General features: G+C 69.7%; 26 protein-coding genes and 1 pseudogene. 11 read left to right on the plus strand and 16 right to left on the minus strand.

The features are described from left to right. Positions 1-10 precede the first annotated feature (10 nt). Positions 11-1,249: a CCA tRNA nucleotidyltransferase gene (locus TSO221_RS27040; RefSeq protein WP_109121619.1), complete on the plus strand. Its 1,239-nt coding sequence runs from the start codon at positions 11-13 to the stop codon at positions 1,247-1,249. 133 nt (positions 1,250-1,382) lie between these two features. Here TSO221_RS27040 and hemF read toward each other — a convergent pair whose 3' ends face one another. Together hemF and TSO221_RS27050 are read right to left on the minus strand one after the other, a co-directional pair. Continuing rightward, entirely contained in the window at positions 1,383-2,264 is an 882-nt protein-coding gene (gene hemF / locus TSO221_RS27045) for an oxygen-dependent coproporphyrinogen oxidase (RefSeq protein ID WP_109121620.1), read from the minus strand. Further along, positions 2,261-2,719, minus strand: coding sequence for a tRNA (cytidine(34)-2'-O)-methyltransferase (locus tag TSO221_RS27050; protein WP_109121621.1), 459 nt, complete (start codon positions 2,717-2,719; stop codon positions 2,261-2,263). The genes hemF and TSO221_RS27050 overlap by 4 nt, the downstream gene beginning before the upstream one ends. A 255-nt stretch (positions 2,720-2,974) precedes the next feature. On the opposite strand from TSO221_RS27050, the gene petA reads away from it, so the two are divergent. From petA to TSO221_RS27070, 4 genes are all read left to right on the plus strand, one after another. Continuing rightward, a complete protein-coding gene (petA, locus tag TSO221_RS27055) occupies positions 2,975-3,547 on the plus strand; it encodes a ubiquinol-cytochrome c reductase iron-sulfur subunit (protein WP_109121622.1) in 573 nt (190 codons plus the stop codon). A 29-nt stretch (positions 3,548-3,576) separates the two neighbouring features. After that, positions 3,577-4,845 (plus strand): cytochrome b N-terminal domain-containing protein, encoded by a 1,269-nt coding sequence (locus TSO221_RS27060; RefSeq protein ID WP_199229649.1) that lies wholly within the window; start codon positions 3,577-3,579, stop codon positions 4,843-4,845. Next, a complete protein-coding gene (locus tag TSO221_RS27065) occupies positions 4,845-5,609 on the plus strand; it encodes a cytochrome c1 (protein ID WP_109121623.1) in 765 nt (254 codons plus the stop codon). Before TSO221_RS27060 ends, TSO221_RS27065 begins: the two co-directional genes overlap by 1 nt. Positions 5,610-5,697: 88 nt before the next feature. Beyond that, complete coding sequence (locus TSO221_RS27070; RefSeq protein ID WP_109121624.1) at positions 5,698-6,249, plus strand: DUF924 family protein; 552 nt, start codon at positions 5,698-5,700, stop codon at positions 6,247-6,249. A gap of 136 nt (positions 6,250-6,385) precedes the next feature. On the opposite strand, the gene TSO221_RS27075 is transcribed toward TSO221_RS27070, so the two are convergent. The 10 genes from TSO221_RS27075 to gltA all read right to left on the minus strand — a co-directional run bounded on the left by TSO221_RS27075 (position 6,386) and on the right by gltA (position 17,557). After that, positions 6,386-7,519 (minus strand): thiolase family protein, encoded by a 1,134-nt coding sequence (locus TSO221_RS27075; RefSeq protein WP_109121625.1) that lies wholly within the window; start codon positions 7,517-7,519, stop codon positions 6,386-6,388. 1 nt (position 7,520) lies between these two features. Beyond that, a complete protein-coding gene (locus TSO221_RS27080) occupies positions 7,521-9,344 on the minus strand; it encodes an AMP-binding protein (protein WP_109121626.1) in 1,824 nt (607 codons plus the stop codon). After that, entirely contained in the window at positions 9,341-10,156 is an 816-nt protein-coding gene (locus tag TSO221_RS27085; protein WP_109121627.1) for an ABC transporter ATP-binding protein, read from the minus strand. Before TSO221_RS27085 ends, TSO221_RS27080 begins: the two co-directional genes overlap by 4 nt. Positions 10,157-10,160: 4 nt before the next feature. After that, entirely contained in the window at positions 10,161-11,330 is a 1,170-nt protein-coding gene (locus TSO221_RS27090) for an ABC transporter substrate-binding protein (protein ID WP_109121628.1), read from the minus strand. A gap of 22 nt (positions 11,331-11,352) precedes the next feature. Further along, the gene (locus tag TSO221_RS27095; RefSeq protein ID WP_109121629.1) at positions 11,353-12,396 is read right to left on the minus strand and encodes a branched-chain amino acid ABC transporter permease; all 1,044 of its coding nucleotides are present in this window, start codon (positions 12,394-12,396) and stop codon (positions 11,353-11,355) included. Positions 12,397-12,399: 3 nt separating this feature from the next. Beyond that, positions 12,400-13,284, minus strand: a complete 885-nt coding sequence (locus TSO221_RS27100; RefSeq protein WP_109121630.1) for a branched-chain amino acid ABC transporter permease — start codon at positions 13,282-13,284, stop codon at positions 12,400-12,402. 63 nt (positions 13,285-13,347) lie between these two features. Beyond that, on the minus strand, positions 13,348-14,175 hold the full coding sequence (locus tag TSO221_RS27105; protein WP_109121631.1) for an ABC transporter ATP-binding protein: 828 nt from the start codon (positions 14,173-14,175) through the stop codon (positions 13,348-13,350). Next, on the minus strand, positions 14,165-14,959 hold the full coding sequence (locus TSO221_RS27110) for an enoyl-CoA hydratase-related protein (protein WP_109121632.1): 795 nt from the start codon (positions 14,957-14,959) through the stop codon (positions 14,165-14,167). The genes TSO221_RS27105 and TSO221_RS27110 overlap by 11 nt, the downstream gene beginning before the upstream one ends. A 302-nt stretch (positions 14,960-15,261) precedes the next feature. Then, on the minus strand, positions 15,262-16,128 hold the full coding sequence (locus TSO221_RS27115) for an LOG family protein (RefSeq protein WP_109121633.1): 867 nt from the start codon (positions 16,126-16,128) through the stop codon (positions 15,262-15,264). Between the two features lie 94 nt (positions 16,129-16,222). Next, positions 16,223-17,557, minus strand: a complete 1,335-nt coding sequence (gltA, locus tag TSO221_RS27120) for a citrate synthase (RefSeq protein ID WP_247878296.1) — start codon at positions 17,555-17,557, stop codon at positions 16,223-16,225. A 233-nt stretch (positions 17,558-17,790) separates the two neighbouring features. Here gltA and TSO221_RS27125 point away from each other — a divergent pair, with 233 nt between their 5' ends. Next, positions 17,791-18,438, plus strand: coding sequence for a response regulator transcription factor (locus TSO221_RS27125; protein ID WP_109121634.1), 648 nt, complete (start codon positions 17,791-17,793; stop codon positions 18,436-18,438). A 6-nt stretch (positions 18,439-18,444) separates the two neighbouring features. On the opposite strand, the gene TSO221_RS27130 is transcribed toward TSO221_RS27125, so the two are convergent. The 3 genes from TSO221_RS27130 to TSO221_RS27140 all read right to left on the minus strand — a co-directional run bounded on the left by TSO221_RS27130 (position 18,445) and on the right by TSO221_RS27140 (position 20,878). After that, positions 18,445-18,930 (minus strand): PRC-barrel domain-containing protein, encoded by a 486-nt coding sequence (locus tag TSO221_RS27130; protein WP_109121635.1) that lies wholly within the window; start codon positions 18,928-18,930, stop codon positions 18,445-18,447. 61 nt (positions 18,931-18,991) lie between these two features. Then, entirely contained in the window at positions 18,992-19,648 is a 657-nt protein-coding gene (metW, locus tag TSO221_RS27135) for a methionine biosynthesis protein MetW (RefSeq protein ID WP_109121636.1), read from the minus strand. A 24-nt stretch (positions 19,649-19,672) separates the two neighbouring features. Continuing rightward, a complete protein-coding gene (locus tag TSO221_RS27140) occupies positions 19,673-20,878 on the minus strand; it encodes a homoserine O-acetyltransferase (RefSeq protein WP_109121637.1) in 1,206 nt (401 codons plus the stop codon). A gap of 137 nt (positions 20,879-21,015) precedes the next feature. On the opposite strand from TSO221_RS27140, the gene pheA reads away from it, so the two are divergent. The 3 genes from pheA to TSO221_RS27155 all read left to right on the plus strand — a co-directional run bounded on the left by pheA (position 21,016) and on the right by TSO221_RS27155 (position 24,474). Next, positions 21,016-21,873 carry a chorismate mutase gene (gene pheA / locus TSO221_RS27145; protein ID WP_109121645.1) on the plus strand — a complete coding sequence of 286 codons (858 nt, stop codon included), beginning with the start codon at positions 21,016-21,018 and terminating at the stop codon, positions 21,871-21,873. Between the two features lie 151 nt (positions 21,874-22,024). Further along, positions 22,025-23,122 (plus strand): histidinol-phosphate transaminase, encoded by a 1,098-nt coding sequence (gene hisC / locus TSO221_RS27150; RefSeq protein ID WP_109121638.1) that lies wholly within the window; start codon positions 22,025-22,027, stop codon positions 23,120-23,122. A 458-nt stretch (positions 23,123-23,580) separates the two neighbouring features. After that, positions 23,581-24,474: a prephenate/arogenate dehydrogenase family protein gene (locus TSO221_RS27155; RefSeq protein ID WP_109121639.1), complete on the plus strand. Its 894-nt coding sequence runs from the start codon at positions 23,581-23,583 to the stop codon at positions 24,472-24,474. A 110-nt stretch (positions 24,475-24,584) separates the two neighbouring features. On the opposite strand, the gene TSO221_RS27160 is transcribed toward TSO221_RS27155, so the two are convergent. Continuing rightward, positions 24,585-25,619 carry a DUF2125 domain-containing protein gene (locus tag TSO221_RS27160; RefSeq protein ID WP_109121640.1) on the minus strand — a complete coding sequence of 345 codons (1,035 nt, stop codon included), beginning with the start codon at positions 25,617-25,619 and terminating at the stop codon, positions 24,585-24,587. Positions 25,620-25,712: 93 nt separating this feature from the next. Here TSO221_RS27160 and TSO221_RS27165 point away from each other — a divergent pair, with 93 nt between their 5' ends. Then, on the plus strand, positions 25,713-26,336 hold the full coding sequence (locus tag TSO221_RS27165; RefSeq protein WP_109121641.1) for a gamma-glutamylcyclotransferase: 624 nt from the start codon (positions 25,713-25,715) through the stop codon (positions 26,334-26,336). Positions 26,337-26,353: 17 nt separating this feature from the next. Next, a pseudogene (locus TSO221_RS27170) lies at positions 26,354-26,627 on the plus strand (M1 family peptidase); the annotation flags it as partial.

The following is a 26,627-nucleotide window of genomic DNA, read 5'->3' on the forward strand; positions in this document are numbered from 1 at the left end:
GGTTGACCGGATGCAGCCCGCCGGACGCCTCGACCCTCCCCCCTGGATGACCGCCCCGGAGACGCGCGCGGTGATCGACGCCCTGCGCGCCGGGAGCGCCGACGCGCGCTTCGTCGGCGGCTGCGTGCGCGACACCTGGCTGAAGCGCCCGGTCAAGGACATCGACATCGCCACCCACGCCCCGCCGGAGGCGGTGCTGCGCATCCTCGAGGACGCCGGCATCCGCGCCATCCCCACCGGCATCGCGCACGGCACGGTGACCGCGGTCATCGGGCGCGAGCATTTCGAGATCACCACGCTGCGCCGCGACGTCGAGAATTTCGGCCGGCACGCGCGGGTCGAGTTCACCGACGACTGGAAGGAGGACGCGGCCCGGCGCGACTTCACCATGAACGCGCTGTCCTGCACGCCGGACGGCACGGTGTACGACCCGTTCGGCGGGCTGAAGGACATGGCGGCGGGGCGGGTGCGCTTCGTCGGCGACGCGCGCCAGCGCCTGCACGAGGACGTGCTGCGCCTGCTGCGCTTCTTCCGCTTCCACGCGCATTACGGCCGCGGCGCGCCGGACCCGGAGGCGCTGGCCGCCTGCCGCGGCATGGCCGACCGCCTGCCCACCCTGTCCGGCGAGCGCTTGCAGGGGGAGATCCTGCGCTTGCTCACTGCGGCGGGCGCGGCGGACGTCTGGCACCTGATGATCGACCAGGGCGTGATGGCGCACCTGCTGCCCGCGGCGACCAACGTGGCCCGGCTGTCGCGGATGGTCGAGGTGCAGCACGACCTGGACGAAGCTCCGGACTCGCTGCTGCGGCTGGCCGCGGCGTTGGACACCGACCGGGCCGGGGCGCTGACGGCGGCGGAGACGCTGAAGCTGTCCAACGCCGACCGCGACCGGCTGGCGTCCATGGTCGAGCCCAAGGTGGCGGTGTCGCTGCACGACGACCGTCCGGCGCAGCGGCGCGCACTCTACCGACTGGGCGACGCCAGGCTGTACCGCGACCTCGTGCGGCTGGAGGCGGCCGAGGCGCCGGGGCCGGTGTCGCTCGGCCACGTCAGGGAGGTGCTGGCGACGGCGGAGGACCTGCCGGATCTGCGCTTCCCGCTGTCCGGCCGCGACGCGCTGGCGCTGGGCGCCAGGCCCGGGCGGCACGTCGGCGAGGCGTTGCGCGACGTGGAGTCGTGGTGGAGCGGGCAGGACTTCCGGCCGGGGCGGGAGGCGTGTCTGGAGGAGTTGAAGCGTCGGCTTGGATAACCTGTCACCCCCACCCCAACCCTCCCCCGCTGGGCGGGGGAGGGGGCTTGGGCTTTTCTCCCTCCCCTGCCCAGCGGGGGAGGGAGGGGACCCAGGCGAAGCCTGGGGAGGGTGGGGGCAAGTGTTGGGGCGCCTACGGCCACTTGACCTCTGGCGGCAGGCTCATCAGGATCGCCTCGGTGTTCCCGCCGGTCTTCAGCCCGAAGGTCGTTCCGCGGTCGTACAGCAGGTTGAACTCCACGTAGCGCCCGCGCTTGACCAGCAGCGCGTCCCGCTGTTCCGCCGTCCAGGGCTCGTTCATCCAGCGCCGGACGATCTTCGGGTAGGCGTCCAGGAACGCCAGCCCGACGTCCCTGGTGAAGGCGAAGTCCCGCTCCCAGTCGCCGGTGTTCAGGCTGTCGTAGAAGATGCCGCCCACCCCGCGCGCCTCGCCGCGGTGCGGCAGGTAGAAATAGCGGTCGCACCACTCCTTGTACTGCGCATAGCACGCCGGGTCGTGCCGGTCGCAGGCACCCTGCAGCGCGCCGTGGAACGCCGCGGTGTCGGCCTCTTCTGGAAAGGTCGGGGTCAGGTCGGCGCCGCCGCCGAACCAGCCGGTGGTGGTGACGATGTGGCGCGTGTTCATGTGCGTCGCCGGCACCAGCGGCGAGCGCAGGTGCGCCACCAGGCTGATGCCCGAGGCCCAGAACCGGCCGTCCTCCGCGGCACCCGGGATGCTCTTGCGGAACTCCTCGCTGAAGGTGCCGTGCACGGTCGAGACGTTGACGCCCACCTTCTCGAACACCCGGCCGTGCAGGAGCGACATCACGCCGCCGCCGCCCTCGCCACCGCCCCCATTTTCTCCATAGGGGTCCGGCCGGTCCCACGCCTTGCGCACGAAGCGGCCGGGCGGCAGGTCGGCGTGCGTGCCGGTCAGGTCGTCCTCGATCCGCTCGAACTCGGCGCAGATCCGGTCGCGCAGGTCCTCGAACCAGGCGCGGGCGCGGGTCTTGGTGTCGGGGCGGTCGATGCTCATGGGGTCTCCGGAAAGGCGCCGGTCTGGCGCAGGGCTTCGCCAACAACCATGGCGGCGGCGAGCGCCACATTCAACGAGCGCGCCGGCGGGCGCAGCGGAATCACCACCCGCGCGTCCATGATGCCGTGCACCTCCTCCGGCACGCCGGCGCTCTCGCGGCCCAGCACCAGCAGGTCGTCGGGGCGGAAGGCGAAGGCCGTGTAGGGCACCGCGGCGCGCGTGGTCAGCAGCACGAGTCGCCCCGGATTCCGCCCGCGCAGGAAGCTCGACCACGACACGTGGCGGGTCAGGTCGAGCCGGTCAAGGTAGTCCATGCCGGCCCGGCGCAGCCGCCGGTCGTCGAGGATGAAGCCGCACGGTTCGACCAGATCCATCGCCACGCCGAGCCCGGCGGCCAAGCGCATCAACGTCCCGGTGTTTTGCGGAATGTCGGGTTCGAAAAGTACGAGTCGCATGGGTTTCCCGGAATTGGATCATGTTTCTCTGATGCTGCAACGCAACGCGCGACAACGTGTCCGAAGACTAGGCCTTTTCAACGGCGCTCCGCGACGGTATACCGCACCCCCAAAGGCAGGGGCGGTCCGCCGTTCGTCAGTCATGCCCGTGGGCGTGAGGGGTGAAGGGCGGGTGGCCCGCAACATGCTAAAGCACCCTCCGCGAATTCACCCGGCGCTCCCCCGCGCTGCGCAGTCTTGAGGAGAAAGACGCTAATGGCTGAGACCACGCATCCGTCCGGCACGGGTGCCCATGGGGCCCCCGGCGGCGACGACGGTACGTCCCGCCGTGATTTCCTGTACCTTGCCACCGGTGCGGTCGGAGCCGTCGGCGTCGCCGCGGCCGCCTGGCCGTTCATCGACAGCATGAACCCGGCCGCCGACACCCTGGCGCTCGCCTCCATCGAGGTAGACCTGGCCCCGGTGGCCGAGGGCCAGTCGATCACCGTCACCTGGCGCGGCAAGCCGGTCTTCGTCCGCCACCGCACGGCGAAGGAGATCGACGAGGCCAAGAAGGTCAACCTGTCCGAGCTGCGCGACCCGGCCCCGGACGACAAGCGCGTCCAGAAGCCGGAGTGGCTGATCCTGGTCGGCGTCTGCACGCACCTGGGCTGCGTGCCGCTGGGCCAGAAGCCGACCGATCCGCGCGGCGACTACGACGGCTGGTTCTGCCCCTGCCACGGGTCGCACTACGACACCGCGGGCCGCATCCGCAAGGGTCCGGCGCCGGCCAACCTGGTGGTGCCGCAGTACGCCTTCCTCAGCGACAACCGCATCCGGCTCGGCTAAGCGGCCCAAGGTCTCGGGAGACTCCCATTATGGCTCAGGCTCACGCCTCGAACTTCAAGAACCCCGTGGTGAAGTGGATCGACAGCCGGCTGCCGATCTTCACGATGCTGCACCACGAGTACAACGAATACCCGATGCCCAAGAACGTCAACTATCTGTGGGCGTTCGGGGCGATTGCCGGCATCATGCTGGTGATCATGATCGCGACCGGCCTCGTGCTGGCCATGCAGTATGCCGCGAACACGGCGATCGCCTTCGATTCGGTCGAGCGCATCATGCGCGACGTGAACTACGGCTGGCTGCTGCGCTACGTGCACGCCAACGGCGCGTCGTTCTTCTTCATCGCCGTCTACCTGCACATGTTCCGCGGTCTCTACTACGGTTCCTACAAGGCGCCGCGCGAGATCCTGTGGATCATCGGCGTGGTGATCTTCCTCCTCATGATGGCGACCGCCTTCATGGGCTACGTGCTTCCCTGGGGCCAGATGAGCTTCTGGGGCGCCACCGTGATCACCAACCTGTTCTCGGCGTTCCCGATCGTCGGCGACCCGATCGTCACCTGGCTGTGGGGCGGCTTCTCGGTCGATAACCCGACGCTGAACCGCTTCTTCGCGCTGCACTTCCTGCTGCCGTTCGTGATCCTCGGCGTGGTCATTCTGCACACGGCGGCGCTGCACATCTGCGGCTCGAACAACCCGCTGGGCATCGACCCGAAGGGCCCGCAGGACACCGTCCCCTTCAACCCGTACATCACGGTGAAGGACCTGTTCGCGGTGGTCGTGTTCCTGATCGTGTACGCGATCTTCGTCTTCTTCATGCCGAACTACATGGGCCACCCGGACAACTACATTCCGGCCAACCCGCTGGTGACGCCGGCGCACATCGTGCCGGAGTGGTACTTCCTGCCGTTCTACGCCATCCTGCGCGCCATCCCGGACAAGCTGGGCGGCGTGCTGGCCATGTTCGGCGCCATCGCCGTGCTGGTGGTTCTGCCGTGGCTCGACACCTCGAAGGTGCGCAGCTGCAAGTTCCGGCCGATCTACCGCCAGTTCTTCTGGGTGCTGGCGCTCGACGCGCTGGTGCTCGGCTACGCCGGCGCCATGCCGGCCGAGGGCCACTGGCTGCTGATCGCCCGCATCGGCACCGCGTACTACTTCTTCCACTTCCTGATCCTGCTGCCGGTCCTCGGCAAGCTGGAGCGTCCGTCGCCGATGCCGGCCAGCATCAGCGAACCCGTTCTGAAGGGCGGTGGCCGGGTTGCGGCCGGTGCCCATGCCAAGCCGATGGAGAAGGCCTGATGCGCGCCCTGAAGACTGTCATCCTCTCGGCCGCGGTGGCTCTCGGGCTCGGCGGTTCGGCGCTCGCCTCGGAAGGCGTGAAGCTCCCGACGCAGAGCTGGGGCCACTCCGGCGTGTTCGGCACCATCGACAAGGCGTCGGCGCAGCGCGGCTTCCAGATCTACAAGGAAGTCTGCTCGGCCTGCCACTCGATGAAGCTGGTCCCGATCCGCACCCTGACCGGCATCGGCTTCAAGGACGACGAGCTGAAGGCGCTGGCCGCGACCTACGAGGTCCAGGCCGGCCCGAACGACAACGGCGAGATGTTCATGCGTCCGGGCATCCCGGCCGACCGCTTCCCGTCGCCGTTCGCCAACGACAACGCCGCCCGCGCGTCCAACAACGGCGCGCTGCCGCCGGACCTGTCGCTGGTCGCCAAGGCCCGCGTCGGCGGTGAGGACTACCTCTACGCGTTCCTCACCGGCTTCGAGGACTCGGCCCCCGAGGGCGTCAACCTGATGCCGGGGATGAACTACAACAAGTACTTCCCGGGCCACCAGGTCGGCATGCCGAACATCCTGCAGCCGGACGGCGTGCAGTACGCCGACGGCACCAAGGCCACGGTCGAGCAGCAGGCCAAGGACATCGCCACGTTCCTCACCTTCGTCGCCGAGCCGAAGCTCGACGAGCGCAAGCAGATGGGCGTGAAGGTGATCCTGTTCCTGATCGTCCTCGCCGGCCTGATGTACGCGACCAAGCGCCAGATGTGGGCCAAGCTCCACTGAGCGGCGTCCGCATCGCGGAAAAGCACTGGACAGGGCGCCCCCGGGCGCCCTGTTCTGTTATGGGCCGATGGAATGGGGAGACAGCAGCATGGCGGATCCGCTGATCGATGAGATCGTCGAGTACTGGTTCGGCGAGGATGTGAAGCCCTACTGGTTTGCGCCGACGCCGAGCTTCGACCGGCAGGTCGCCGACATGCTGCGGGAGCCGTACGGGCGCGCCGCGGCGGGTGCACTCGACCCGTGGCTGGGCGACGTGGACGGCTGCCTGGCGCTGTGCATCCTGCTCGACCAGGTGCCGCGCAACGTCTTCCGCGGCACGCCGCAGGCCTTCGCCACCGACGAGAAGGCCCTCGCCGTCGCCCGGCATGTCATCAAGAATGAATTCGACCTGGAGTGCACGCCGGAGGAGCGGCTGTTCCTCTACCTGCCCTTCGAGCACCACGAGGACCTGGACAGCCAGCGCCTGTCGGTCCGGCTGATCCGCGAGCGCGTCCAGGCGCCGGAACTCATCGAGTGGGCCGAACGGCACCTCGCGGTGATCGAGCGCTTCGGCCGCTTCCCCCACCGCAACGCCATCCTGGCGCGCGAGAGCACGGCGGAGGAGGTGGAGTTCCTCAAGCAGCCGGGGGCGGCGTTCTGAGTATTTTCCCTCCCCCATCCCCGATGGGGGAGGGAGGGACCCGCGCAGCGGGAGGGTGGGGGCTACGGCCTTCCCGACAAGCCGCTGCCCCCACCCAACCCTCCCCCAGCGGGGGCTGGGGGAGGGCAAAAGGCGCCTACACCGCCTCCAGCACCATGGCGATGCCCATGCCGCCGCCGATGCATTGCGTCGCGACGGCGTGGCGGCCGCCGGTGCGCTTGAGCAGTTGCGCCGCCTTGCCGACCAGCCGGCCGCCGGTGGCGCCCAGCGGGTGGCCGATGGCGATGGCGCCGCCGTCGATGTTCAGCTTCTCTTGCGCGATCCCCAGGTCGCGGGCGCAGGCGATGGCCTGGGAGGCGAAGGCCTCGTTCATCTCCACCACGTCCACGTCGGCCATAGTGATGCCGGCGCGTGTCAAGGCCTTGCGCGTCGATTCGATGGGTCCCAGCCCCATCACCCCCGGCTCGCAGCCGGACACCGCGAAGCTCTTCACCCGCGCCAGCACCACCAGCCCGTGCCGGCGCGCGAAATGCTCGGTGCACACCAGCAGCGCCGTCGCTCCGTCGGTGGTGGGCGACGAGGTGCCGGCGGTCACCGTGCCGTTCTCCAGGAAGGCCGGCTTCAACCCGGCCAGCTTCTCCAGGGAGGTCTCGCGCACGCAGCCGTCCTCGGTGACGGTGCGGCCCTCGACGGCGATGGGGGTGATCTCCGCCGCCATGCGGCCCTCGCGCCGCGCCGCCAGCGCCTTGGTCTGGCTCCACAGGCCGAAGGCGTCCTGCTCCTCGCGGGTGATGCCGTACTGCTGCGCGACGCGCTCGGCGGTCAGGCCGACGCTGATGTAGTCATCGACCTCCGGCTTGCTCCAGGTGGGGTTGGGCAGGACGTTGAAGCCCATCATCGGCACCCGCGACATGCACTCGGTGCCGCCGCAGAGGAAGGCCTCGCCGCAGCCGGTGGCGATCATGCCGGCCGCCACCTGCACCGCCTGGATCGACGAGCCGCACCAGCGGTTAATGGTGGCTCCCGCCACGCTGCGCGGCAGCCCGGCCAGCATGCCGACGACGCGACCGATGTTGAGGCCCTGCTCGCCCTCCGGGAAGGCGCAGCCCCACAGCACGTCCTCGATTTCGTCAGCCGGGATCGGGAAGCGCTCCAGCAGCGCGCGGATCACCGCGGCGCCGAGGTCGTCGGGGCGCATGCCGGCCAGCTCGCCCTTGCGCGCGAAGGTGAAGGGCGACCGGACGTAGCCGGCGATGACGGCGGAACTCATCTCACGCTGCTCCCTGCATGGTGCTCTGGTTGGCGTACAGCGCCTCGATCTCCGCGCCGTACTTCGTTTGGATGTTGGAGCGGCGCACCTTCATGGTGGCCGTCACCTCGTCGTCGTCGTGGTCCAGCTCCTTGGTCAGCAGGTGGAAGCGCCTGATGTGCGCCACCTGGGCCAGCGTGGCGTTGGCAGCGTCGATCTCCCGCTGCACCAACTCGCGCACCGCCGGGTTCTCGGCGAGGCTGCGGAAGTGGGTGTAGGGGATGCCGTGCTCCTCCGCCCATTTGCCGACCGTCTCCAGGTCGATCTGGATCAGCGCCGAGACGAACTTGCGCGCCTCGCCGATGACGATGCATTCCTTGACGTAGGGGCTGGCCTTGACGGCGTTCTCGATCTCCGACGGGCTGAGGTTCTTGCCGCCGGCGGTGATCATGATGTCCTTCAGGCGGTCGACGACGCGGAACTGCCCGTCCACCACCTCCACCACGTCGCCGGTGTGCAGCCAGCCGTCGCGGATGCTCTGCGCCGTCGCCTCCGGGCTCTTGTAGTAGCCCTCGAACACCGTGCCGCCGCGGATCAGCAGCTCGCCATGTTCGCCCACCCTGGCCTCGGCGCCGAGGATGGCCGGGCCGACGCAGCCGGGCACCAGCTTGTCCAGGTACTGGCCGGTGACCATGCCCGCCGTTTCGGTCAGGCCGTAGACCTCGACCAGCGGCACCCCCAGCGTGCGGAAGAAGCGCACGATCTTCGGCGCGATGGGCGCTGCTCCGGTCAGCGCCACATGGGCGCGGCGCAGGCCGATGCTGTTCAGCAGCGCCCGGAACACCAGCAGGTACCAGAACCCGTAGACCAGCCGCGCGCCGGGGGGACGGCGGGCCGGGATGGTCTCCGCCCACGGCTCGCAGGCGGCCATGGCGCGCTCGAACAGCCAGCGGCGGATGCCGCCGGCTTCGGCCATCTTGATGTGGATGGCGGAGTGCAGCTTCTCCCAGATGCGCGGCACGCCGAGGAACTGGCTCGGCGCCACCTCGCGCAGATCCTCCTGCACGGTGCGGATGGACTCGCCGAAGTTCACCACGGAGCCGAGATAGAGCGGCGCGAAGGTGGTCAGCATCTGCTCCGCGACGTGGCAGAGCGGCAGGTAGGACAGGTGCGTGGTGCGCGGCGTCAGGCCCAGCCGCTCGATCATCCCCGGCGCGATGGCGCGCAGGTTGCGGTAGCTGAGCATCGCCCCCTTGGGCTTGCCGGTGGAGCCCGAGGTGTAGACCATCAGCGCGAGGTCCTCCAGGCGCTGGGCGTCCAGCAACGTGTCGGCGCGGGTGGGATGCTGCGCCTCGTAGTCGGCGCCAAGGCGCTCGACCTCGTCGAAGGAGACGATGCGGTCGCGCGGGTAGTGGCGCAGGCCCTTCATGTCGATGACGACGATGCGCCGGAGCTGCGGCAGTTGGTCCAGCGCCTCCAGCACCTTGTCGGTCTGCTCCTGGTCCTCGCAGACGACGAACGACGCGTCGGCGTGGCCCAGCACGTAGGCGACCTCGTTGGACGGGCTGGTCGAGTAGACGCCGACCGGCACCGCCCGCACCACCCCGCAGCCGAGCTGGGCGAACACCCACTCCTGCCGGTTCTCCGCGATGATGCCGACGTGCCCGCCCTCGGGCAGGCCGAGCGCCAGCAGGCCCAGCCCGAAATGCCGGGCGCGCTGGTAATAGTCCGCCCAGGTCACCGGGTTCCAGATGCCGAAGTCCTTCTGGCGCAGCGCGAGGCCCTGCGGGTTGCTGCGCGCGTGCTGGCGCAGCATCTGCGGCAGGGTGAGGTCGGGGAGGGTCATGACAGCCACCGCTTGCGCCGCTTGTAGTGCTTGATGTCGCGGTAGCTCTTCGCCCCGCCCTCGTGCCCGCCGAGGCCCAGGTAGAACTCGCGCACGTCCTGGTCGCGGGTCAGCCGCTCGACCGGGCCGTCGATGACGATGCGCCCGGTCTCCATGATGTAGCCGTAGGAGGCCACCGCGAAGGCCACCGCGGCGTTCTGCTCGACCAGCAGCATCGACACCCGCTGCTCGGCGTTGATGCGGGCGATGATGGCGAAGATCTCCTCGACCAGCTTGGGGCTCAGCCCCAGCGACGGCTCGTCCAGCAGGATCAGCTGCGGCTCGGCCACCAGCGCGCGGCCGATGGCGAGCATCTGCTGCTCGCCCCCCGACAGGTAGCCGGCCCGCACGCCGCGCCGCGTGTGCAGGTTGGGGAAGTACTCGTAGACCAGCTCGAACCGCGCCGCCGCCGAACCGGACTTGCCGTCGCGGGCATAGGTGGCGGCGGTCAGGTTCTCCTCGACGGTCAGCTCGTCGAAGATGCGCCGGCCCTCCATGACGTGGAACAGGCCGGCGCGCACCAGCTCGTGCGGACGCTTGGCGGCGGTCTCGGTCCCGGCGAAGCGGATGTGCCCGGCGCTGACCGCGCCGTTCTCCAGGGCCAGCAGGTTGGAGATCGCCTTCAGCGTCGTCGACTTGCCCGCCCCGTTGGAGCCGAGGAGGGCGACGATCTCCCCCCTGGGCACCGCCAGCGACAGGCCGCGGAGCACCTGGATGGTCTTCTTGTAGATGACCTCGACGTTGTTGACCTCGAGGATCGGCTCCGCGGCCATGGCCTTACTGCTCCAGCTTGATCCAGTCGGAGGCGGGAACCATCAGCTTCTTCTGCACGTCGGCCTTGTAGATGCGCCCCACCGGGATCGAGTTGCCGGGCACCGAGATCGGAACGCCGATGATGCCGCCGGTGTCGAAGTCCTTGATGGAGTTCAGCGCCGCCTTAAGGGTCTTGCCGGTCAGCGGCTCGCCCTTGTCGAGCGTGCGCTTGGCCGCCTCGACCATCAGCATGGCGGTGAGGAAGCCCTGCATGTACGGCGTGGACTGGTACTCGGGCCGCATCTGCCGGATCTTCGCCAGCATCGGCGCGTTGCCGTCCTCGTCGTAGTAGTAGCGGTAGGGCATCACGCCCATGAAGCCGTCGGCCAGCTCGCCCATCTTCTGGACCATGGAGTTGTCCATGCTCCAGAACGTGCCCATGAACTTGCTGGTCATGCCCATCTGCTTGGCCTGGGCGATGAACTCCGGGATCGGCGCCATCACGTAGCCGTGGAAGATGGTGTAGTCCGGCGCGGAGCGGCGCAGCTTCAGCACCTCGGTGGAGACATCGACGCTGCCCGGCGGGGTGACGATCTTCTCGACCACCTTGAGGCCCAGCTCGACCGCCTTCTTCTCGGAGGTGGCGATGGGGTCGCGGCCGAACTCGGTGTCGGAGTTGACGAAGGCGACCTTGGCGCCCGGCTTCTCCTTGGCGATGTAGCGCAGCAGGATGCCGAACATCTCCGTGTAGTCCGGGCCGGCCATGAACTGCAGGGGATACTTCTTTGGGTCGTTCAGCTCGGTGGCGAAGGAGGCGCCGGCCATGATCATCTGGCCCGAACGCTCCAGCTCGGGGTTGATGGTCTTGGAGAAGGCGGTGGAGTCGCCGTAGTAGAGGTTCGGCTTGTCCTGCGCGACGATCTTGTTGAACACCGCGACCGAGGCGTCGACCTTGTAGGCGGTGTCCTCGAAGGCGAAGCGCACCTTGCGGCCCTTCACGCCGCCGGCGTCGTTGACGATCTTCAGGTAGTCGCTGATGCCCGCCTGGATGCCGATCCCGGCGAAGGCGAACACGCCGGTCATCGGGATGGAGCCGCCCAGCACGATGTCGTCGGCGGCCTTGGCGGGAACCGCCGCCGCCATGCCGGCCGCGAGTGCCAGCGCACCCAGCCCGCGTCTCGAAAGCCTCAGCATCTCGTGTCCTCCCCATTTATTGTCATGTCTTGAACGGCCACAGGTGGAAGAAGCGCCGGGTGCGCCGCCACATCTCGGTCAGGCCCTGCGGCTCGAAGACCAGGAAGCCGACGATCAGCGCGCCGAACACCACCGTGCGCACCGGCGACAGCACCACCGCCGCCTCGGGCCAGAACGGGCTGACCACCCCGACGCCGAGCTTCAGCAGTTCCGGCACCAGGGTCATGAACACCGCGCCCAGGATGCCGCCGAGGATCGTTCCCATGCCGCCGACGATGATCGCCGCCAGGAAGAAGATCGACATCAGCAGCGGGAAGCTCTCCGGCGTCACCACGCGGAAGAAGTAGGCCCACAGGCCCCCGGCCACCCCGGCGTAGAAGGACGACAGCGCGAAGCTGGTGAGCTTGGTGCGCAAGAGCGGGATGCCCAGCACCTCGGCCGAGATGTCGCGGTCGCGCACGGCGATGAAGGCGCGCCCGACCCGGGTGCGGAACAGGTTGGCCGCCCCCAGCAGCATCAGCACCGCCAGCGGCACGATCACCCAATAGAGCTTGAACGGCGTGTCCAGGTCGATGCCGAACAGCCGCGCCGGCGGCACGTTGATGCCGCTGACGCCCTTCGTCACGCTCGTCCAGTTGGCGAAGACGAAGTGCAGGATGAAGGACGCGGCGATGGTCGAGATGGCGAGGTACAGCCCCTTCACCCGCAGGCTGGGGATGCCGAACACCATGCCGACCGCCGCCGCCATGCACCCGCCGAGCAGCAGGTTGAGCAGGAACGGCGTGCCCAGCCGTGCCTCCAGCACCGCCACCGTGTAGGCGCCCACCCCCATGAACGCCGCCTGCCCCAGGCTGACCAGCCCGGTGTAGCCGGTCAGGATGTTGAGGCCGGTCGCGCTGATCACGTTGATGGCGGCGAGGCACGCAAGGTACGCCCAGTACTGATTGACCGTGAACGGAAACAGGGCGAGCGCCAGCAGCAGCACCGCGAACCACGCGCGCTGCACCGCGCTGTCGAACAGCGCCTCGTCGGTGGCGTAGCTCTCTTTGGCGGAGGCGATGCGCATGCCCTACAGCCTCTCGATCTCGTGGGTGCCGAACAGGCCGTAGGGGCGCACCATCAGCACCGCGATCAGCAGCGTGAAGGTGGCGAGCAGCTTGTACTCACCGCCGAGGTAGATGCCGGCCAGCGCCTCGACCAGCCCGATCAGCAGCCCGCCGACCAGCGCGCCCGGCACGCTGTCCAGCCCGCCGACGATGACCACCACCAGCACCGACAGCCCGAACACGCCCATGGTGGAGGAGATGCCGCCGATGGCTCCCACTAGAATTCCCGCCCCCGCGGCGACCATGCAGGCGACCACCCAGGCCAGCGAGAACACGCCCGGCACGTTGATGCCCATGGAATAGGCTGCGGCCTGGTCGTTGGCGGTGGCGCGCAGGGCGACGCCGCCGCGCCAGAAGCGGAACAGCAGGACGAACACGGCGATCACCACCGCGGCGACCAGGAAGGAGTAGGCGATCTTCGGCGCCAGGAACGCCTCGCCGATGAAGACGGGGGCGTTCGGCATGAACTCCGGCAGGCGGTGCGGGTCGGCGGTCCAGACGATCTCGACGATGCCGATCAGCACGCTGCCCAACCCGACCGTGACCATGAAGACCGAGATCGGGCTCTCGCCCAGCATCGGCCGGATCACCGTCCGCTCGACCACCGCGCCGAACAGCCCGGCCACCGCCAGCGCCCCCAGCGCCGCCGCCCACCACGGCAGCGCCCAGCCGGCCGCCAGCCCGAAGAAGGCGTAGGCACCCAGCATCAGGATCTCGCCGATGGCGAGGTTTACCACGCGCGTCGCCTTGTAGATGACGACGAAAGCCAGCGCGGTCAGCGCGTACAGCCCGCCGGTGCCCAGGCCGGCGAGGCTGACCTCGAACAGGAGGAGCCAGTCGGTTTCCATCAGGCACCCTTATGCGGCCCTCCCCCCGCTCCGCGGGGGGAGGGCAAAGATGAAATTTCCGCATCACGCCACCTTCCGCGCGTCGGCACCCAGTTTCGCTCGCAAATCGTCCACGTTCCCCGAGCCGAGGTACGCCGCCGCCACCTGCGGGTCGGCCTGCACGTCGCGCGGCAGCCCCTGCGCGATCACCTGCCCGAAGTTCAGCACCACCACATGGTCGGAGATGTCCATCACCATGCCCATGTCGTGCTCGACCATCAGCACGGTGACGCCCCATTCCTCGCGCACGTCGAGGATGAAGCGGGCCATGTCCTCGGTCTCCTCGCGGTTCATGCCGGCGACCGGCTCGTCGAGCATCAGCACCTTCGGCCGCATGGCCAGCGCGCGGGCCAGCTCGACCCGCTTCTGCAACCCGTAGGGCAAGGAGCCCACGGGGGCCTTGCGGATGTGGTCGATCTCCAGGAAGTCGATGATCCGTTCCTCGACGTCGCGGCGCAGTTCCATCTCCTCGCGCCGGGCGCGGCCGAGGTAGAACAGCGCGTCCAGCACGCCGGTCCGCATGTGCGCGTGGCGGCCGAGCTTGATGTTGTCCAGCACGGTCATGCCGCGGAACAGCGCGATGTTCTGGAAGGTGCGGGCGAGGCCCAGTTTCGCCCGCTTCGGCGGCGCCAGCCGTTCGATGCTCTGCCCCTCGAAGCGCACCGAGCCCTGTGGCCGGTAGAAGCCGGAGATCGAGTTGAACAGCGAGGTCTTGCCCGCCCCGTTCGGCCCGATGACCGAGGTGATGGAGCCGCGCGCCACCGGGAACGTCACGCCGCTCAAGGCCCGCACGCCGCCGAAGGCGAGGGTGAGGGCGTCCACCTCCAGGATCGGCGTGCCGTCACCGGCCATCGAATCGCGCCCCCCGCTTTTCGAAGAACGCCGCGATGCCCTCGCGGAAGTCGGCGGTGCCGGCCAGCGCCGCGAAGCTCTCCTCCTCGGCGGCGAGTTGGTCGGCGAAGCCCGCGGTGCCGGAGCGGTACAGCAGCCCCTTGATCCGCCCGTACGCCGCCGTCGGGCCGTTCGCCAGCCGCAGCGCCAGCGCGTCGGTCTCCGCCGCCAATTCGGCGGCCGGCACCACCCGGTTGACCAGCCCGAGGCGCAACGCCTCCGCCGCGTCGATGGTCTCGGCCAGCAGCGCGATCTCCATGGCCTTGCGCAGGCCGACCAGCCGCGGGAGATAGTAGCTGCCCGAGCCGTCCGGCGAGGCGCCGATGCGGGCGTAGGCGAGCGTGAACTTGGCGTCGTCCGCGGCGAGGCACAGATCCGTCGCCATCGCGAGGCTCATCCCCGCCCCGGCCACCGGGCCGTGCACCGAGGCGAGCACCGGGATGGGAAGCCGCTGCATCAGTTGCAGCGCCTCGTGCAGCGGGCCGATGATGGCGCGGGCGGTGTCGGCGCCGTGCTCCGGGTCGGCGCGGAAGCGGCCGAGATCGCCGCCGGCCATGAAGCCGCGGCCATTGCCGGAGACCACCAGCACACGGGCGTCGGGATCGTCGGCGACGGCGCGCACGGCGGCCAGGAAGGCCTGCGCCGTCGCCTCGTCGAGCGCGTTGAGAACGGCCGGCCGGTTCAGCCGCAGCCGCGCAACGGCGCCGTCGCGGTCCAGCAGGACCGGCGCGCTGTCGTTGGACACTCTCTCCTCCCTGCTCCCATTCTGTCCGCGTTGCGGAATGTGGGTTTATCCGACAAAGCTAAAGGGCGGGGAGGAAGATTGTCAATACGCCCACGGATGGGGTCCAGGGCGATCACCTGAAGGATCGACGTCCCGAAATGCCCCTCTCCCCTTGAGGGAGAGGGGTTTGGGGAGAGGGGGATTACCGCCGACAGGCGGGAAAGGAACTCTTTTACGGCCTGCCGGCCGCTCTACCCCTCACCCCAACCCCTCTCCCTCAAGGGGAGAGGGGCTTTCAAGCGATTGCCACGGATGGGGCGGGCCTACGCCGGCTCGTCCTCCGCCGACTTGCCGGTGCCGGCGGGGCCCAGCGGCGGGATGCCGCGCTTCAGGCCACGCTTCAGGATGGTCTCCCAGGCCTCCTCGGCCGTGTCGACGATGTCGAAGCGGTCGAGGTCGATAGGGCTGATCATGCCGTGGCGGGACAGCGCGTCGAAGTTGACGATCTCGTTCCAGAACGCCGTGCCGACCAGCACGATGGGCAGTCGGGTCGCCTTGTTGGTGTTCTGCAGGTTGAGGATCTCGAACGCCTCGTCCAGCGTGCCGAAGCCGCCGGGGAAGACCGCCAGCGCGTTGGCGCGCATCGCCAGATGCATCTTGCGGATGGCGAAGTAGTGGAAGCGGAAGGTGAGATCCGGCGTGCTGTAGGGGTTCGGGTGCTCCTCGAACGGCAGCACGATGTTGTAGCCGATGCTGGGCGCCCCGGCCTCACTGGCGCCGCGGTTGGCGGCCTCCATCAGGCCCGGCCCGCCGCCGGTGGCGATGACGTTGTCCCGCATCCCGTTCTCATCCGGGGCCAGCGCGCCGCCCTTCTCCGAGACGAGGCGGGCGAAGCGGCGCGCCTCCTCGTACCAGGCGACCTGTTCGGTGCGCAGCTCGGCCAGCCGCGTCTCCTCCGGCGTGCGGGCGTTGGCGCGCAGCTCCGCCGCCTTCTCGGGCGAGGGCACGCGGGCGCTGCCGAACACGACGATGGTGGAGCGCACGCCCCAGGCCTGCATGATCTCTTCGGGCTTGGAGTATTCCAGCATGAAGCGCACGCCGCGCATCGACGGGCTCAGCAGGAAGTCGCGGTCTTCGAAGGCGAGACGGAAACTGGACGAGTGGTGGTTCGGTCGGGGGCTGTCGGGCATTCTTTTCCTTTGCGGCGGCTCGGCGCTCTCGCGCGGGACCGCCCCGGCCGCGGGGCCGGGGCGTCCTTCGGTGCCGCCCGTCAGTTCACGGGTGTCAGCGCTGGGCCAGCGGCACGACCGAGCGCGGCGTGGCGCCGGTGTAGAGCTGGCGGGGACGGCCGATCTTCTGCTGCGGGTCCTCGATCATCTCCTTCCACTGCGAGATCCAGCCGACGGTGCGCGCCAGCGCGAACAGCACGGTGAACATGCTGGTCGGGAAGCCCATCGCCTTCAGGATGATGCCCGAGTAGAAGTCGACGTTCGGGTACAGCTTCTTCTCGACGAAGTACTCGTCCTCCAGTGCGATCTTCTCCAGCTTCATGGCGATGTCGAGCAGCGGCTCGTCCTTGATGCCCAGCTCGCCGAGCACCTCGTAGCACAGCTCGCGCATGATCTTGGCGCGCGGGTCGTAGTTCTTGTAGACGCGGTGGCCGAAGCCCATCAGGCGGAACGGGTCGTTCTTGTCCTTGGCGCGCTTGACGAACTCCGGGATGCGATCGGCCGAGCCGATCTCCTCCAGCATCTTCAGCACCGCCTCGTTGGCGCCGCCGTGCGCCGGGCCCCACAGCGCGGTGATGCCCGACGCGATGCAGGCGAACGGGTTGGCGTGCGACGAGCCGGCGAGGCGCACGGTCGAGGTCGACGCGTTCTGCTCGTGATCGGCGTGCAGGATGAGGATCTTGTCCAGCGCCTTCGCCAGGGTCGGGTTGACCTTGTACGGCTCGAACGGCGTGGCGAAGGTCATGTACAGGAAGTTCTCGGCGTAGCCGAGGTCGTTGCGCGGGTACATGAAGGGCTGGCCGACCGAATACTTGTAGGCCATGGCGGCCATGGTCGGGATCTTGGCGATCAGCCGGTGCGACGTGATCATCCGGTGGACCGGATTGGTGAAGTCGGTCGAGTCGTGGTAGAACGCCGACAGGGCGCCTGCGACGCCGCACATCACCGCCATCGGGTGCGCGTCGCGGCGGAAGCCGCTGTAGAAGCGGATCAGCTGCTCGTGCACCATGGTGTGGTAGGTGATGGTGCGCTCGAAGTCCGCCTTCTGCTGGGCGTCCGGCAGCTCGCCGTTCAGCAGAAGGTAGCAGACCTCCAGATAATCGCAGTGCTCCGCCAGGTCCTGGATCGGGTAGCCGCGGTGCAGCAGCACGCCCTCGTCGCCGTCGATGTAGGTGATGGCGGACTCGCAGCTGGCCGTCGAGGTGAAGCCGGGATCGAAGGTGAAGTAGCCGGATTCGGCGTAGAGCTTGCGGATGTCGATGGTGCGCGGGCCCGTAGCACCTTCCAGCAGAGGCAGTTTGAACGTGCGTCCGGTGGTGTCGTCGGTCACCGTCACCGTGCCGACCTGTCGGACGGGGGCATGCCCCGGCATTGTGGTCTTGGGCTCCATGCGTCGCTCCTGCCGTGTTGTTGTGGCGTTATGGTTGTCCGGCCCTTGAGGTGACGTGTGCGCACCGCACCATCCCGTCAATGGCGTACTGCGGATTCTCACGCCGGGGAGTCGGGCGTCAAGCGGTTCGGCGTCCTCGCTCCGGGGCGGATGCGCCCACACGCCAACTGTGGTTGTCAACCGCAGGGTGGGCGTTGAATACTGGCGTACGGTTCTCACCCCCTGGGGCGTCCATGTCCTATCGCGTTCTGGTTGCCGACGACCACCCGCTGATGCGGACCGCGCTGCGGCAGACCATCGCCCAGGCGCTGGGCGAGGCCGAGGTCGCCGAGGCCGCCCGGTTCGAGCAGATCGCCCCGCTGCTGGAGGGGCCGGAGCCGACCGACATCATCATCCTCGACCTGCACATGCCGGGCATGAGCGGCTTCATCGGCCTGATGATGCTGCGCGCCGACCATCCGGCGATCCCGGTGCTGGTGGTCTCGGCGTCGGAGGACCACGCGACGATCCGGCGCGCCATCGACTGCGGCGCCTCCGGCTTCGTGCCGAAGTCGGCGCCCAACACCGAGATCGGCGAGGCGATCCGCGCCGTGCTGGACGGCGAGATCTGGATGCCGACGGTGGAGGCGGTGGACGACTCGACCGACGCCGACCCGGAACAGCGCATGGCCGCCCTGACGCCGAAGGAGCTGCGCGTGCTGGCCGGCATCGCCGAGGGCAAGCTGAACAAGCAGATCGCCTACGAGATGACGATCTCCGAGAAGACGGTGAAGGCGCACGTCACCACCATCCTGCGCAAGATGGGTGTGCTGACCCGCACCCAGGCGGCGGTGATCGCCAGCCAGTTGGCCCTCACCGCCCCGCCGCCGCCGGTGGAGTGACCCCCCTTACCGCCGCCGCACCAGCGACAGCGTCTCGGCGCCGTAGGCGAACTCCGGCGCGTCGGCCAGCTCGCGGGCGGTCAGGTCGATGCTGACCTCCATCGGGTGCCGCTGGCCGCGCTCCGGAACCCGCTGCGCCGCGCCCACCCGCAGGGCCGAGGCCGGCACCGCGTAGACCCGCGTGCCGATGCCAAGGAAGCCGCCCTGCGCCAGCACGATGCTGTCGATGCGGCCGTCCGGCCCGCCCAGGACGAAGTCGCGGATCTCGCCGGCGGGCTCGCCGTCCCTGGTGACGACGCTCTTGCCGATCAGCGACTGCGCCTCGGCGGCGGTCAGCGGGCGCTGCGCCGCCGGAGCGACGCGCGGCAGCCCGCGCCCGTCGGGCGGCAGCATGGTCAGCGGCTGCGGCTGCTGGGCCGCTGCGAGGCCCGCGATGAGCAGGGCTCCCATGAGGAGGAATGGGGCCGGCGGAACGAGTCGAAGCGAACGCATGGGCACCCTCCGGTGACGGATCGCGCCCAAGCAACAACCCGCCGGTCCGGCGCGGGTTCCCTTACCGGCGCTTGAGGAGGAAGACCGCCTGCTCGCCCAGGAGGTTGGCGAGGCGCCCGTGCTTGTGCGACACCACGCGGTCGGCGCGGTCGAGGATCATGGTGCGCTCGATGCTCACCCCGCACCGCCGGCACAGGTCGACGAAGTCGGCGATGGTGCAGAAGTGGATGTTCGGCGTTTCCCACCACTGGTAGCCCAGCCGCTGGGTCACCGGCATGCGCCCCTGCAGCAGCAGCTGCAGGCGGATGCGCCAGTAGCCGAAGTTGGGGAACGACACGATGGCGTATTTGCCGATGCGCACCAGCTGCTCCAGCACCGCGCGCGGCTCGCGCATGGCCTGCAGCGTCTGGCCCAGCACCACGTAGTCGAAGGCGCCCGAGGGATAGTCCTTCAGGTCGGTTTCGGCGTCGCCCTGGATCACCGACAGGCCCTGCTTCACGCAGCGGTGCACGCCGTCCATGCTCAGCTCGATGCCGCGGCCGTCGACGTTCTTCTCGTGCGTCAGGTGGTAGAGCAACTGGCCGTCGCCGCAGCCGATGTCCAGGAGGCGCGAGCCCGGCTCCACCATGTCCGCCACCAGCCGCAGGTCGATGCGGATGTCGGCGGGGCGGCCGGTGCCGTTGAGCGCGGAGGCGGGGCGGTCGTCGAGGACGGTCACGGGCAAGCTCTCAAAGGCGGGGCCTCAGGCGGTGCGGGCGTGGCGGCGCGCGGTCAGGCCGCGGTGCTCGGCGCAGCCCTCCAGGAAGCCGCGGATGACCTGGTGGAACTCCGGCTCGTCGAGCAGGAAGGCGTCGTGCCCCTTGTCGGTCTCCACCTCGACGAAGCTGACGTTGGCCGCCGCGGCGTTCAGCGCGTGCACGACGGCGCGTGACTCGCGGGTCGGGAACAGCCAGTCGCTGGAGAAGCTGACCAGGCAGAAGCGCACCGGCGTCGGCTTGCCGTTGGGGAGGAACGCGTTGACCAGCGCCCCGCCGTGGTCCGCCGCCAGGTCGAAATAGTCCATGGCGCGCGTGATGTAGAGGTAGGAGTTGGCGTCGAACCGCTCGACGAAGCTGATGCCCTGGTGGCGCAGGTAGCTCTCCACCTGGAAATCGGCGTCGAAGCCGTAGGTGACGGTGGTGCGGTCCTGCAGGTTGCGGCCGAACTTGCGGTGCAGCGCCGTCTCCGACAGGTAGGTGATGTGCGCCGCCATGCGCGCCACCGCCAGCCCGCGCTGCGGCCGCCGGTCCTGGTTCAGGTAGTCGCCGCCGGCCCATTCCGGGTCGGCCATGATGGCTTGGCGGCCGACCTCGTGAAAGGCGATGTTCTGCGCCGAATGGATGGACGCGGTGGCGATGGGAATCGCCGCGTACACCGCCTCCGGGTACGACACCGCCCATTGCAGCACCTGCATGCCGCCCATGGAGCCGCCGATGACGGCGAACAGCTGTTCGATCCCCAGGTGGTCGATCAGCAGCTTCTGCGCGCGCACCATGTCGGCGATGGTGATGACCGGGAAGTTCAGTCCGTACGGACGGCCGGTCGCCGGGTCGGCCTCCGCCGGGCCGGTCGAGCCCATGCAGCCGCCGATGACGTTCGAGCAGATGACGAAGTAGCGATCGGTGTCCACCGGCTTGCCGGGGCCGATCATCTGCTCCCACCAGCCGGCCTTGCCGGTGACGGGGTGGCGGTCGAGGACGTAGTGGTCGCCGGTCAGCGCATGGCAGACCAGCACCGCGTTCGAGCGGTCGGCGTTGAGCGTGCCGTAGGTCTGGTAGGCCACCGTGAACGGGCCGAGGTCGAGCCCGCTGTCGAGCGGCATCGGCCGGTCGGCGCCCAGCCGGACGCGTTTTCCGGGCAGGCCCGCCGTGTCGATCGGGGCGGTCGCGGAGGGCTTGGAGGCGGACATCGGGGGCGCAAAAAGCCTGTTCCGGAGCGGGAGCGTAGACGTACCGACCAAGGTCCGAAGGTGTCAACGTTTTCTTTGATTTTAGCGGCTTCGCAGACTACTACTATCCGGCTTTGCCAGACATGGTTCCCGCTCCGATGCCGCCCTCGAAAGCCCCCCTGGAAGACCTGCGCCGCGAGATCGACCAGATCGACAACCAGTTGCACGACCTGCTGATGCGGCGCGCCCAGGTGGTCGAGCGCATCGGCGCGGCCAAGGGCCCCGGCGGCATCTTCCTGCGCCCCGGGCGCGAGGCGGTGATCCTGCGCCGCCTGATGGCACGCCACACCGGCTCCTTCCCGGCCGGCGTCGTGGTGCGCATATGGCGCGAGATGATCTCGGCGCTGACCCGCCTGCAGGGGCCGTTCGCCGTCGCGGTGTACGCGCCGGAGGACCGCCGCGGCTTCTGGGACGTGGCGCGCGACCATTTCGGCAGCTTCGTGCCGATGACCGCGGTCAACTCGCCGGTCGCCGCCGTGCGCGCGGTGTCCGAGGGCACGGCGACGGTGGGCATCGTTCCCTATCCGGCCGAGGACGACGCCGATCCGTGGTGGCGCTTCCTGGTGTCGGGCGACGTGCGCACGCCGCGTGTGGTGGCCCGCCTGCCGTTCGGCGGCCGCGGCAACGCCCGCGGCGAGGACCGCGACGCGCTGGCCATCGGGCTTATCCCGCACGAGCCGACCGGCGACGACCGCACGCTGCTCGGCATCGAGCTGGGCGGCGACCTCAGCCGCGGCCGTTTCAAGGACATGCTGGAATCGGTCGGCCTGCCGGCGGTGGGCTTCTGCACCTGGCACGCGCGCGACCTGCACGGCGCGTCGGTGCATCTGGTGGAAGTCGCCGACTTCGTCGACCCGCAGGACCCGCGGCTGAGCGCCCTGGTCGAGCGCCTGGGCGACATCCCGGCCCGCGTCAACACCATCGGCGGCTACGCGGTGCCGCTGAGGCTTCCTTAAGTCTTTCCCCTGTTCGTCATCCCCGCGAAAGCGGGGATCCAGAGCACCTTGCAAGGCCTCGGCGTTGCCGCGTTTCCTGGATCCCCGCTTTCGCGGGGATGACGGTGAAAGGGAATTCGTCCTTCAACCACCTGCTGCAGCGGATTTCGACATGAGCACGCCGATTGCGCCGGTGCCCCGTCCGGGCATCATGGACATTGCCCCCTACATCGGCGGCGAGGCCGCCGGGACGATCCGCCTCGCCTCCAACGAGGGCGCCCTGGGGCCGAGCCCCAAGGCCATGGAGGCCTACACGCGGGTGGCCGGCAGCATCCACCGCTACCCCGACGGCGGCTCGACCGAGCTGCGCGAGGCGCTGGCCAAGCGTTTCAACCTGGACGCCGGCCGCATCGTCTGCGGCGCCGGCTCGGACGAGCTGATCGGCCTGCTGGTGCGCGCCTACGCCGGTGTCGGCGACGAGGTGCTGTACAGCCAGCACGGCTTCCTGATGTACCCGATCGCCGCCAAGTCGGTGGGCGCCACCCCCGTCGCGGCGCCGGAGACCGACCTGAAGACCGACGTCGACGCCATGCTGGCGCGCGTCACGCCGCGCACCAAGATCGTCTTCGTCGCCAACCCGAACAACCCGACCGGCTCCCACCTGACCGGCGAGGAGCTGGCCCGCCTTCACGCCGGCCTGCCGCCGACCGCGCTGCTGGTTATCGACGCCGCCTACGCCGAGTTCGCGCCGCCGGGCGGCGACTATTCCTCGGGCGTCGAGCTGGTGGAGAAGCACGCCAACGTCGTGATGACGCGCACCTTCTCCAAGATCTTCGCGCTGGGCTCGCTGCGGCTCGGCTGGTCGTACTCCTCGGCGCCGGTGGCCGACGTGCTGAACCGGGTGCGCGGTCCGTTCAACGTCTCCGGCGCCGCCCAGGCGGCCGGCGTCGCGGCGCTGGAGGACGGCGAGTTCCTGGAGCGTGCCCGCGCCCACAACGAGGGCTGCCGGACTTGGTTCGTCGGCGAGCTGAAGGCGCTGGGCCTGACCGTGCACCCGAGCATCGCCAACTTCGTGCTGGTGTCCTTCCAGGGGCAGAAGCCCGGCAAGGACGACGCCGAGGCGGCGCGGCAGTTCCTCAAGGACCGCAGCATCCTGGTGCGCCAGATGAACGCCTACGGCCTGCCCGACTGCCTGCGCATCACCATCGGCACCGACGAGGAGATGCGCGCCGTGGTGGACGCGCTGAAGGGCTTTCTGGCGGGGGGGTGACCTGCAAAAGCCCTCCCCCGCCTCCGGCAGGGGCGTAGAGCCGATGCCGGAGGCAACGAGCGCCGAAGGCGATCGTAGGCGGAGCGCGGTCGCCCGACTTGCGGGCGACCGGTGGTTGGGTGGGGGCAGCAACGCGCCCAAGAATCAATGCCTGCCAGTTCCGCCGCTGCCCCCACCTTCCTACGCCTGTGGCGTGGGCCCCTTCCTCCCCCAGCGGGGCTGGGGGAGGGGTTTTATCGCTTGCCGGCGTAGCTGAAACGTGTTAGGATGAAAATCCTCAAAGGGCGTCGGTGTGCCCGCACCTCGGGAAGGCGTACTGAACAGCCCCTGCACACTGTTCCATAGTGTTCCATTCCGTTCCACAGGCCCCCCGCGCGGCAAATAAGCCGTGGCCCCCCGCGGCTCTGGTGCTGTAAAACCCCACGACCTTCCGGACAGCCGCGCCAGGGCCCCGCACCATGACCAACGCCTCCGCTCCGCTCTTCGACCGCGTCGCCATCATCGGCATCGGGCTGATCGGCTCGTCGCTGGCGCGTGCGGTCAAGGAATATGGGCTGGCGCGCAGCGTCGTCGGCAGCGACCGCAGCGAGGCGGTGTGCGCCAAGGCGCTGGAGCTGGGCTTCCTCGACGCCGCCACGCCCGACCTTGGCGAGGTGGTCGCCGCGGCCGACCTCGTGGTGCTGTGCGTGCCGGTCGGCGCCTGCGCCGAGGTGGCGGAGCGCATGGCGCCGCACCTGAGGGCCGGCGCCATCGTCAGCGACGTCGGCTCGGTGAAGATGGCGGTGCTGCGCGACGTCAGCCCGCACCTGCCCGAGGGCGTGCACATCGTCCCCGGCCACCCGGTGGCGGGCACCGAGCATTCCGGGCCGGAGGCCGGTTTCGCCACGCTGTTCCAGGGCCGCTGGTGCATCCTCACCCCGCCGCCCGGCGCCCCGGAGGCGGTGGTGGAGAAAGTGGCCGAGCTGTGGCGCCGCTGCGGCTCGAAGCTGGAGATCATGGAGCCGGCGCACCACGACCGCGTGCTGGCGATCACCTCGCACCTGCCGCACCTGATCGCCTACACCATCGTCGGCACCGCCTCCGACCTGGAGGAGGACACCAAGTCCGAGGTCATCAAGTTCTCGGCCGGCGGCTTCCGCGATTTCACGCGCATCGCCGCGTCCGACCCGATCATGTGGCGCGACGTCTTCCTCAACAACCGCGAGGCGGTGCTGGAGATCCTCCAGCGCTTCACCGAGGATCTGACCGCGCTGCAGCGCGCCATCCGCTGGGGCGAGGGCGACACGCTGCAGGAGACCTTCACCAAGACGCGCGCCATCCGGCGCGGGATCATCGACGCCAAGCAGGCGTAAGGTATTGCCCCCACCCCATCCCTCCCCCGCTTCGCAGGGGAGGGGGCGGAGCGGCGGAGTTCCCTCCCCTGCGGCAGCGGGGGAGGGTTAGGGTGGGGGCAAGTGGCGGCTCACCACTGGATCGCCGGCACCGCCGCGACCTTCAGCGGGCCGACGAAGACGCCGCGGTACTGGATGGTCACCGGCGCCTTGATGACCGGCTCGCCGTCCTCGTCGGGGCGGGCCAGCATGCCGACCACGCTGCGGGCGATGTTCATCTCGTTGGGCTTCAGCTGGTCCTTCAGCGCGGTCAGCGCCTGCGCCGCGCCGCGCACCTCGGCCGTCATCGCCGCCTGCGGCTGCAAATCCTTGTCCAGCGCCAGCGTGCCGTTCAGCGCCAGCTTCAGCGGCCCCCAGTGCAGTGCAGCGGAATCCACCGCCACCGTGCCGCCGCCCTGGCTCCAGGCGGCCAGCGCCTCGGGCTGGATCTGCGGCGGCCGGCCCTGCACCCGCAGCGCCACCGCCAGCCGGTGCACCACGCTGCCCAGGCCCGCCGGCGGTGCGCCGGGAAGCTGCATGTCGGTCACCGTCAGCGTGGCGCCCAGGCCGGTCTGCTGCGGGTCGGCCGGCGGCTCCGGCGGCTGGGTCAGCGTCAGCTCCAGCCCGGCGGCGGTGAACACCGGCTGGCCGGGCAACTCGGGCGCCAGCGCCGCGCCAGGGAAGGTCAGACGCCCCTCCAGCGGCGTGCCGGTGCTCGACATCGTCAGGTAGCCGGCGCCGCCGTGCCGCGCCGCCAGCTCCACCGGCGGGCCGGCGTTGGGGTTGAGGCGCAGGCGCTGCTCGCCAGGCAGGCTCAGCTCGATGCGCGCCGGGTCCCACAGCGGCGCCTCAGCGACGATGGCCGGGCCGCGCCAGTCGATGCCGCGCGCCGCCACCCGCCCGTCGGAGGCGCTGGCGCGCACCAGCAGCGGGAAGCCGCCGACCTTGAGGTCCCTGTACTCCACCGTGGCGCCCTGGGCGCGCTGGGTCTCGGCCCAGGCGTGCAGCCCGCGCTCCACCGTGCCGGCGACGATCCACCACGCCGCGCACCACGCGGCGAGGAGCGCGGCGGCGATGACCGAGGCGGCGATGGTCAGGCGCTTCCGCAGGGGCTTGGAGAGGAGCATCGGTGGTATGTCCGGACTGTGACGGGCGTGTTATAGCTCCCATATGGTGTGCGTGCTAGGCTCGACCCCGAGCCTTCTGCGACCTGCGACGCCATGCTGCTCGACACGCGTTTCTCCCCTTCCCCTTGTAAGCCGGCCCCCTGCAAGCCGGCCTCCGCCTGGGCCGCTGATATTCCGGTCGCCGCGGACGCGGAGCTGTGGGTGTTCGCCTACGGCTCGCTGATGTGGAATCCGGGGTTCCCGTACCTGGAGCACCACATGGCGGTGCTGCACGGCTACCACCGGCGCTTCTGCGTCGCCTCGCACCGCTACCGCGGCACGCCGGAGCGGCCGGGGCTGGTGCTCGGCCTCGACCGCGGCGGCTCGTGCCGCGGCATGGCCTTCCGGGTGGCGGCGGAGCACGCGGCGGCGACGCTCGACTGCCTGTGGGAGCGGGAGATGATCAACCGCACCTACCGCCCGCGGCTGCTGCCGGTCCACCTCGGCTGCGGGCGGCGGGTGACCGAAGCCTGCACCTTCGTGGTCGACCGCGAGCACTCGCAGTACTGCCCCTGCCTGGACGAGGCGGAGATGGTCGAGCGTATCGCCTGCTGCGCCGGTGAGCGCGGCCCCAACATCGAGTACCTGACCAACACCGTCGAGCACCTGGAGCAGCTGGGCATCCACGACGCCCGGCTGGCGGCGCTGCTGCGCGCGGTGAAGCGGCGCGTCGCCTGACGCGCTATATAGGGGGGATGCTCCGCATCCTCCCCGCCCTCGCGGCGTTCCTCATGGCCTGGCCCGCGCTGGCGGCCGGCGTGCACCACGACCTCGACGTCACGCTCGATCCGCCCGCGCGGCGGCTGGAGGTGCGCGACCGGCTGAGCCTGCCGCCCGGCCCGCAGACCCTGGTCCTGGCGCCGGAGCTGACCGTCGCCGAGGCCACGGCGGGCGGCAAGCCGCTGCCCTTCGAGCGGCGCGGCATGGCGCTGACGCTGACCGTGCCGGCGGGCGGCGAGGTGACGCTGC

The sequence above is a fragment of the Azospirillum sp. TSO22-1 genome, assembly GCF_003116015.1.
Taxonomy (GTDB): Bacteria; Pseudomonadota; Alphaproteobacteria; order Azospirillales; family Azospirillaceae; genus Azospirillum.

Excerpts from the sequence above, each read along its gene's own strand:
- TSO221_RS27040 (WP_109121619.1), top strand. The coding sequence starts at position 11 with ATGCAGCCCGCCGGACGCCTCGACCCTCCCCCCTGGATGACCGCCCCG.
- hemF (WP_109121620.1), bottom strand. The coding sequence starts at position 2,264 with ATGAGCATCGACCGCCCCGACACCAAGACCCGCGCCCGCGCCTGGTTC.
- TSO221_RS27050 (WP_109121621.1), bottom strand. The coding sequence starts at position 2,719 with ATGCGACTCGTACTTTTCGAACCCGACATTCCGCAAAACACCGGGACG.
- petA (WP_109121622.1), top strand. The coding sequence starts at position 2,975 with ATGGCTGAGACCACGCATCCGTCCGGCACGGGTGCCCATGGGGCCCCC.
- TSO221_RS27060 (WP_199229649.1), top strand. The coding sequence starts at position 3,577 with ATGGCTCAGGCTCACGCCTCGAACTTCAAGAACCCCGTGGTGAAGTGG.
- TSO221_RS27065 (WP_109121623.1), top strand. The coding sequence starts at position 4,845 with ATGCGCGCCCTGAAGACTGTCATCCTCTCGGCCGCGGTGGCTCTCGGG.
- TSO221_RS27070 (WP_109121624.1), top strand. The coding sequence starts at position 5,698 with ATGGCGGATCCGCTGATCGATGAGATCGTCGAGTACTGGTTCGGCGAG.
- TSO221_RS27075 (WP_109121625.1), bottom strand. The coding sequence starts at position 7,519 with ATGAGTTCCGCCGTCATCGCCGGCTACGTCCGGTCGCCCTTCACCTTC.
- TSO221_RS27080 (WP_109121626.1), bottom strand. The coding sequence starts at position 9,344 with ATGACCCTCCCCGACCTCACCCTGCCGCAGATGCTGCGCCAGCACGCG.
- TSO221_RS27085 (WP_109121627.1), bottom strand. The coding sequence starts at position 10,156 with ATGGCCGCGGAGCCGATCCTCGAGGTCAACAACGTCGAGGTCATCTAC.
- TSO221_RS27090 (WP_109121628.1), bottom strand. The coding sequence starts at position 11,330 with ATGCTGAGGCTTTCGAGACGCGGGCTGGGTGCGCTGGCACTCGCGGCC.
- TSO221_RS27095 (WP_109121629.1), bottom strand. The coding sequence starts at position 12,396 with ATGCGCATCGCCTCCGCCAAAGAGAGCTACGCCACCGACGAGGCGCTG.
- TSO221_RS27100 (WP_109121630.1), bottom strand. The coding sequence starts at position 13,284 with ATGGAAACCGACTGGCTCCTCCTGTTCGAGGTCAGCCTCGCCGGCCTG.
- TSO221_RS27105 (WP_109121631.1), bottom strand. The coding sequence starts at position 14,175 with ATGGCCGGTGACGGCACGCCGATCCTGGAGGTGGACGCCCTCACCCTC.
- TSO221_RS27115 (WP_109121633.1), bottom strand. The coding sequence starts at position 16,128 with ATGCCCGACAGCCCCCGACCGAACCACCACTCGTCCAGTTTCCGTCTC.
- gltA (WP_247878296.1), bottom strand. The coding sequence starts at position 17,557 with ATGGAGCCCAAGACCACAATGCCGGGGCATGCCCCCGTCCGACAGGTC.
- TSO221_RS27125 (WP_109121634.1), top strand. The coding sequence starts at position 17,791 with ATGTCCTATCGCGTTCTGGTTGCCGACGACCACCCGCTGATGCGGACC.
- TSO221_RS27130 (WP_109121635.1), bottom strand. The coding sequence starts at position 18,930 with ATGCGTTCGCTTCGACTCGTTCCGCCGGCCCCATTCCTCCTCATGGGA.
- TSO221_RS27140 (WP_109121637.1), bottom strand. The coding sequence starts at position 20,878 with ATGTCCGCCTCCAAGCCCTCCGCGACCGCCCCGATCGACACGGCGGGC.
- pheA (WP_109121645.1), top strand. The coding sequence starts at position 21,016 with ATGCCGCCCTCGAAAGCCCCCCTGGAAGACCTGCGCCGCGAGATCGAC.
- hisC (WP_109121638.1), top strand. The coding sequence starts at position 22,025 with ATGAGCACGCCGATTGCGCCGGTGCCCCGTCCGGGCATCATGGACATT.
- TSO221_RS27155 (WP_109121639.1), top strand. The coding sequence starts at position 23,581 with ATGACCAACGCCTCCGCTCCGCTCTTCGACCGCGTCGCCATCATCGGC.
- TSO221_RS27160 (WP_109121640.1), bottom strand. The coding sequence starts at position 25,619 with ATGCTCCTCTCCAAGCCCCTGCGGAAGCGCCTGACCATCGCCGCCTCG.
- TSO221_RS27165 (WP_109121641.1), top strand. The coding sequence starts at position 25,713 with ATGCTGCTCGACACGCGTTTCTCCCCTTCCCCTTGTAAGCCGGCCCCC.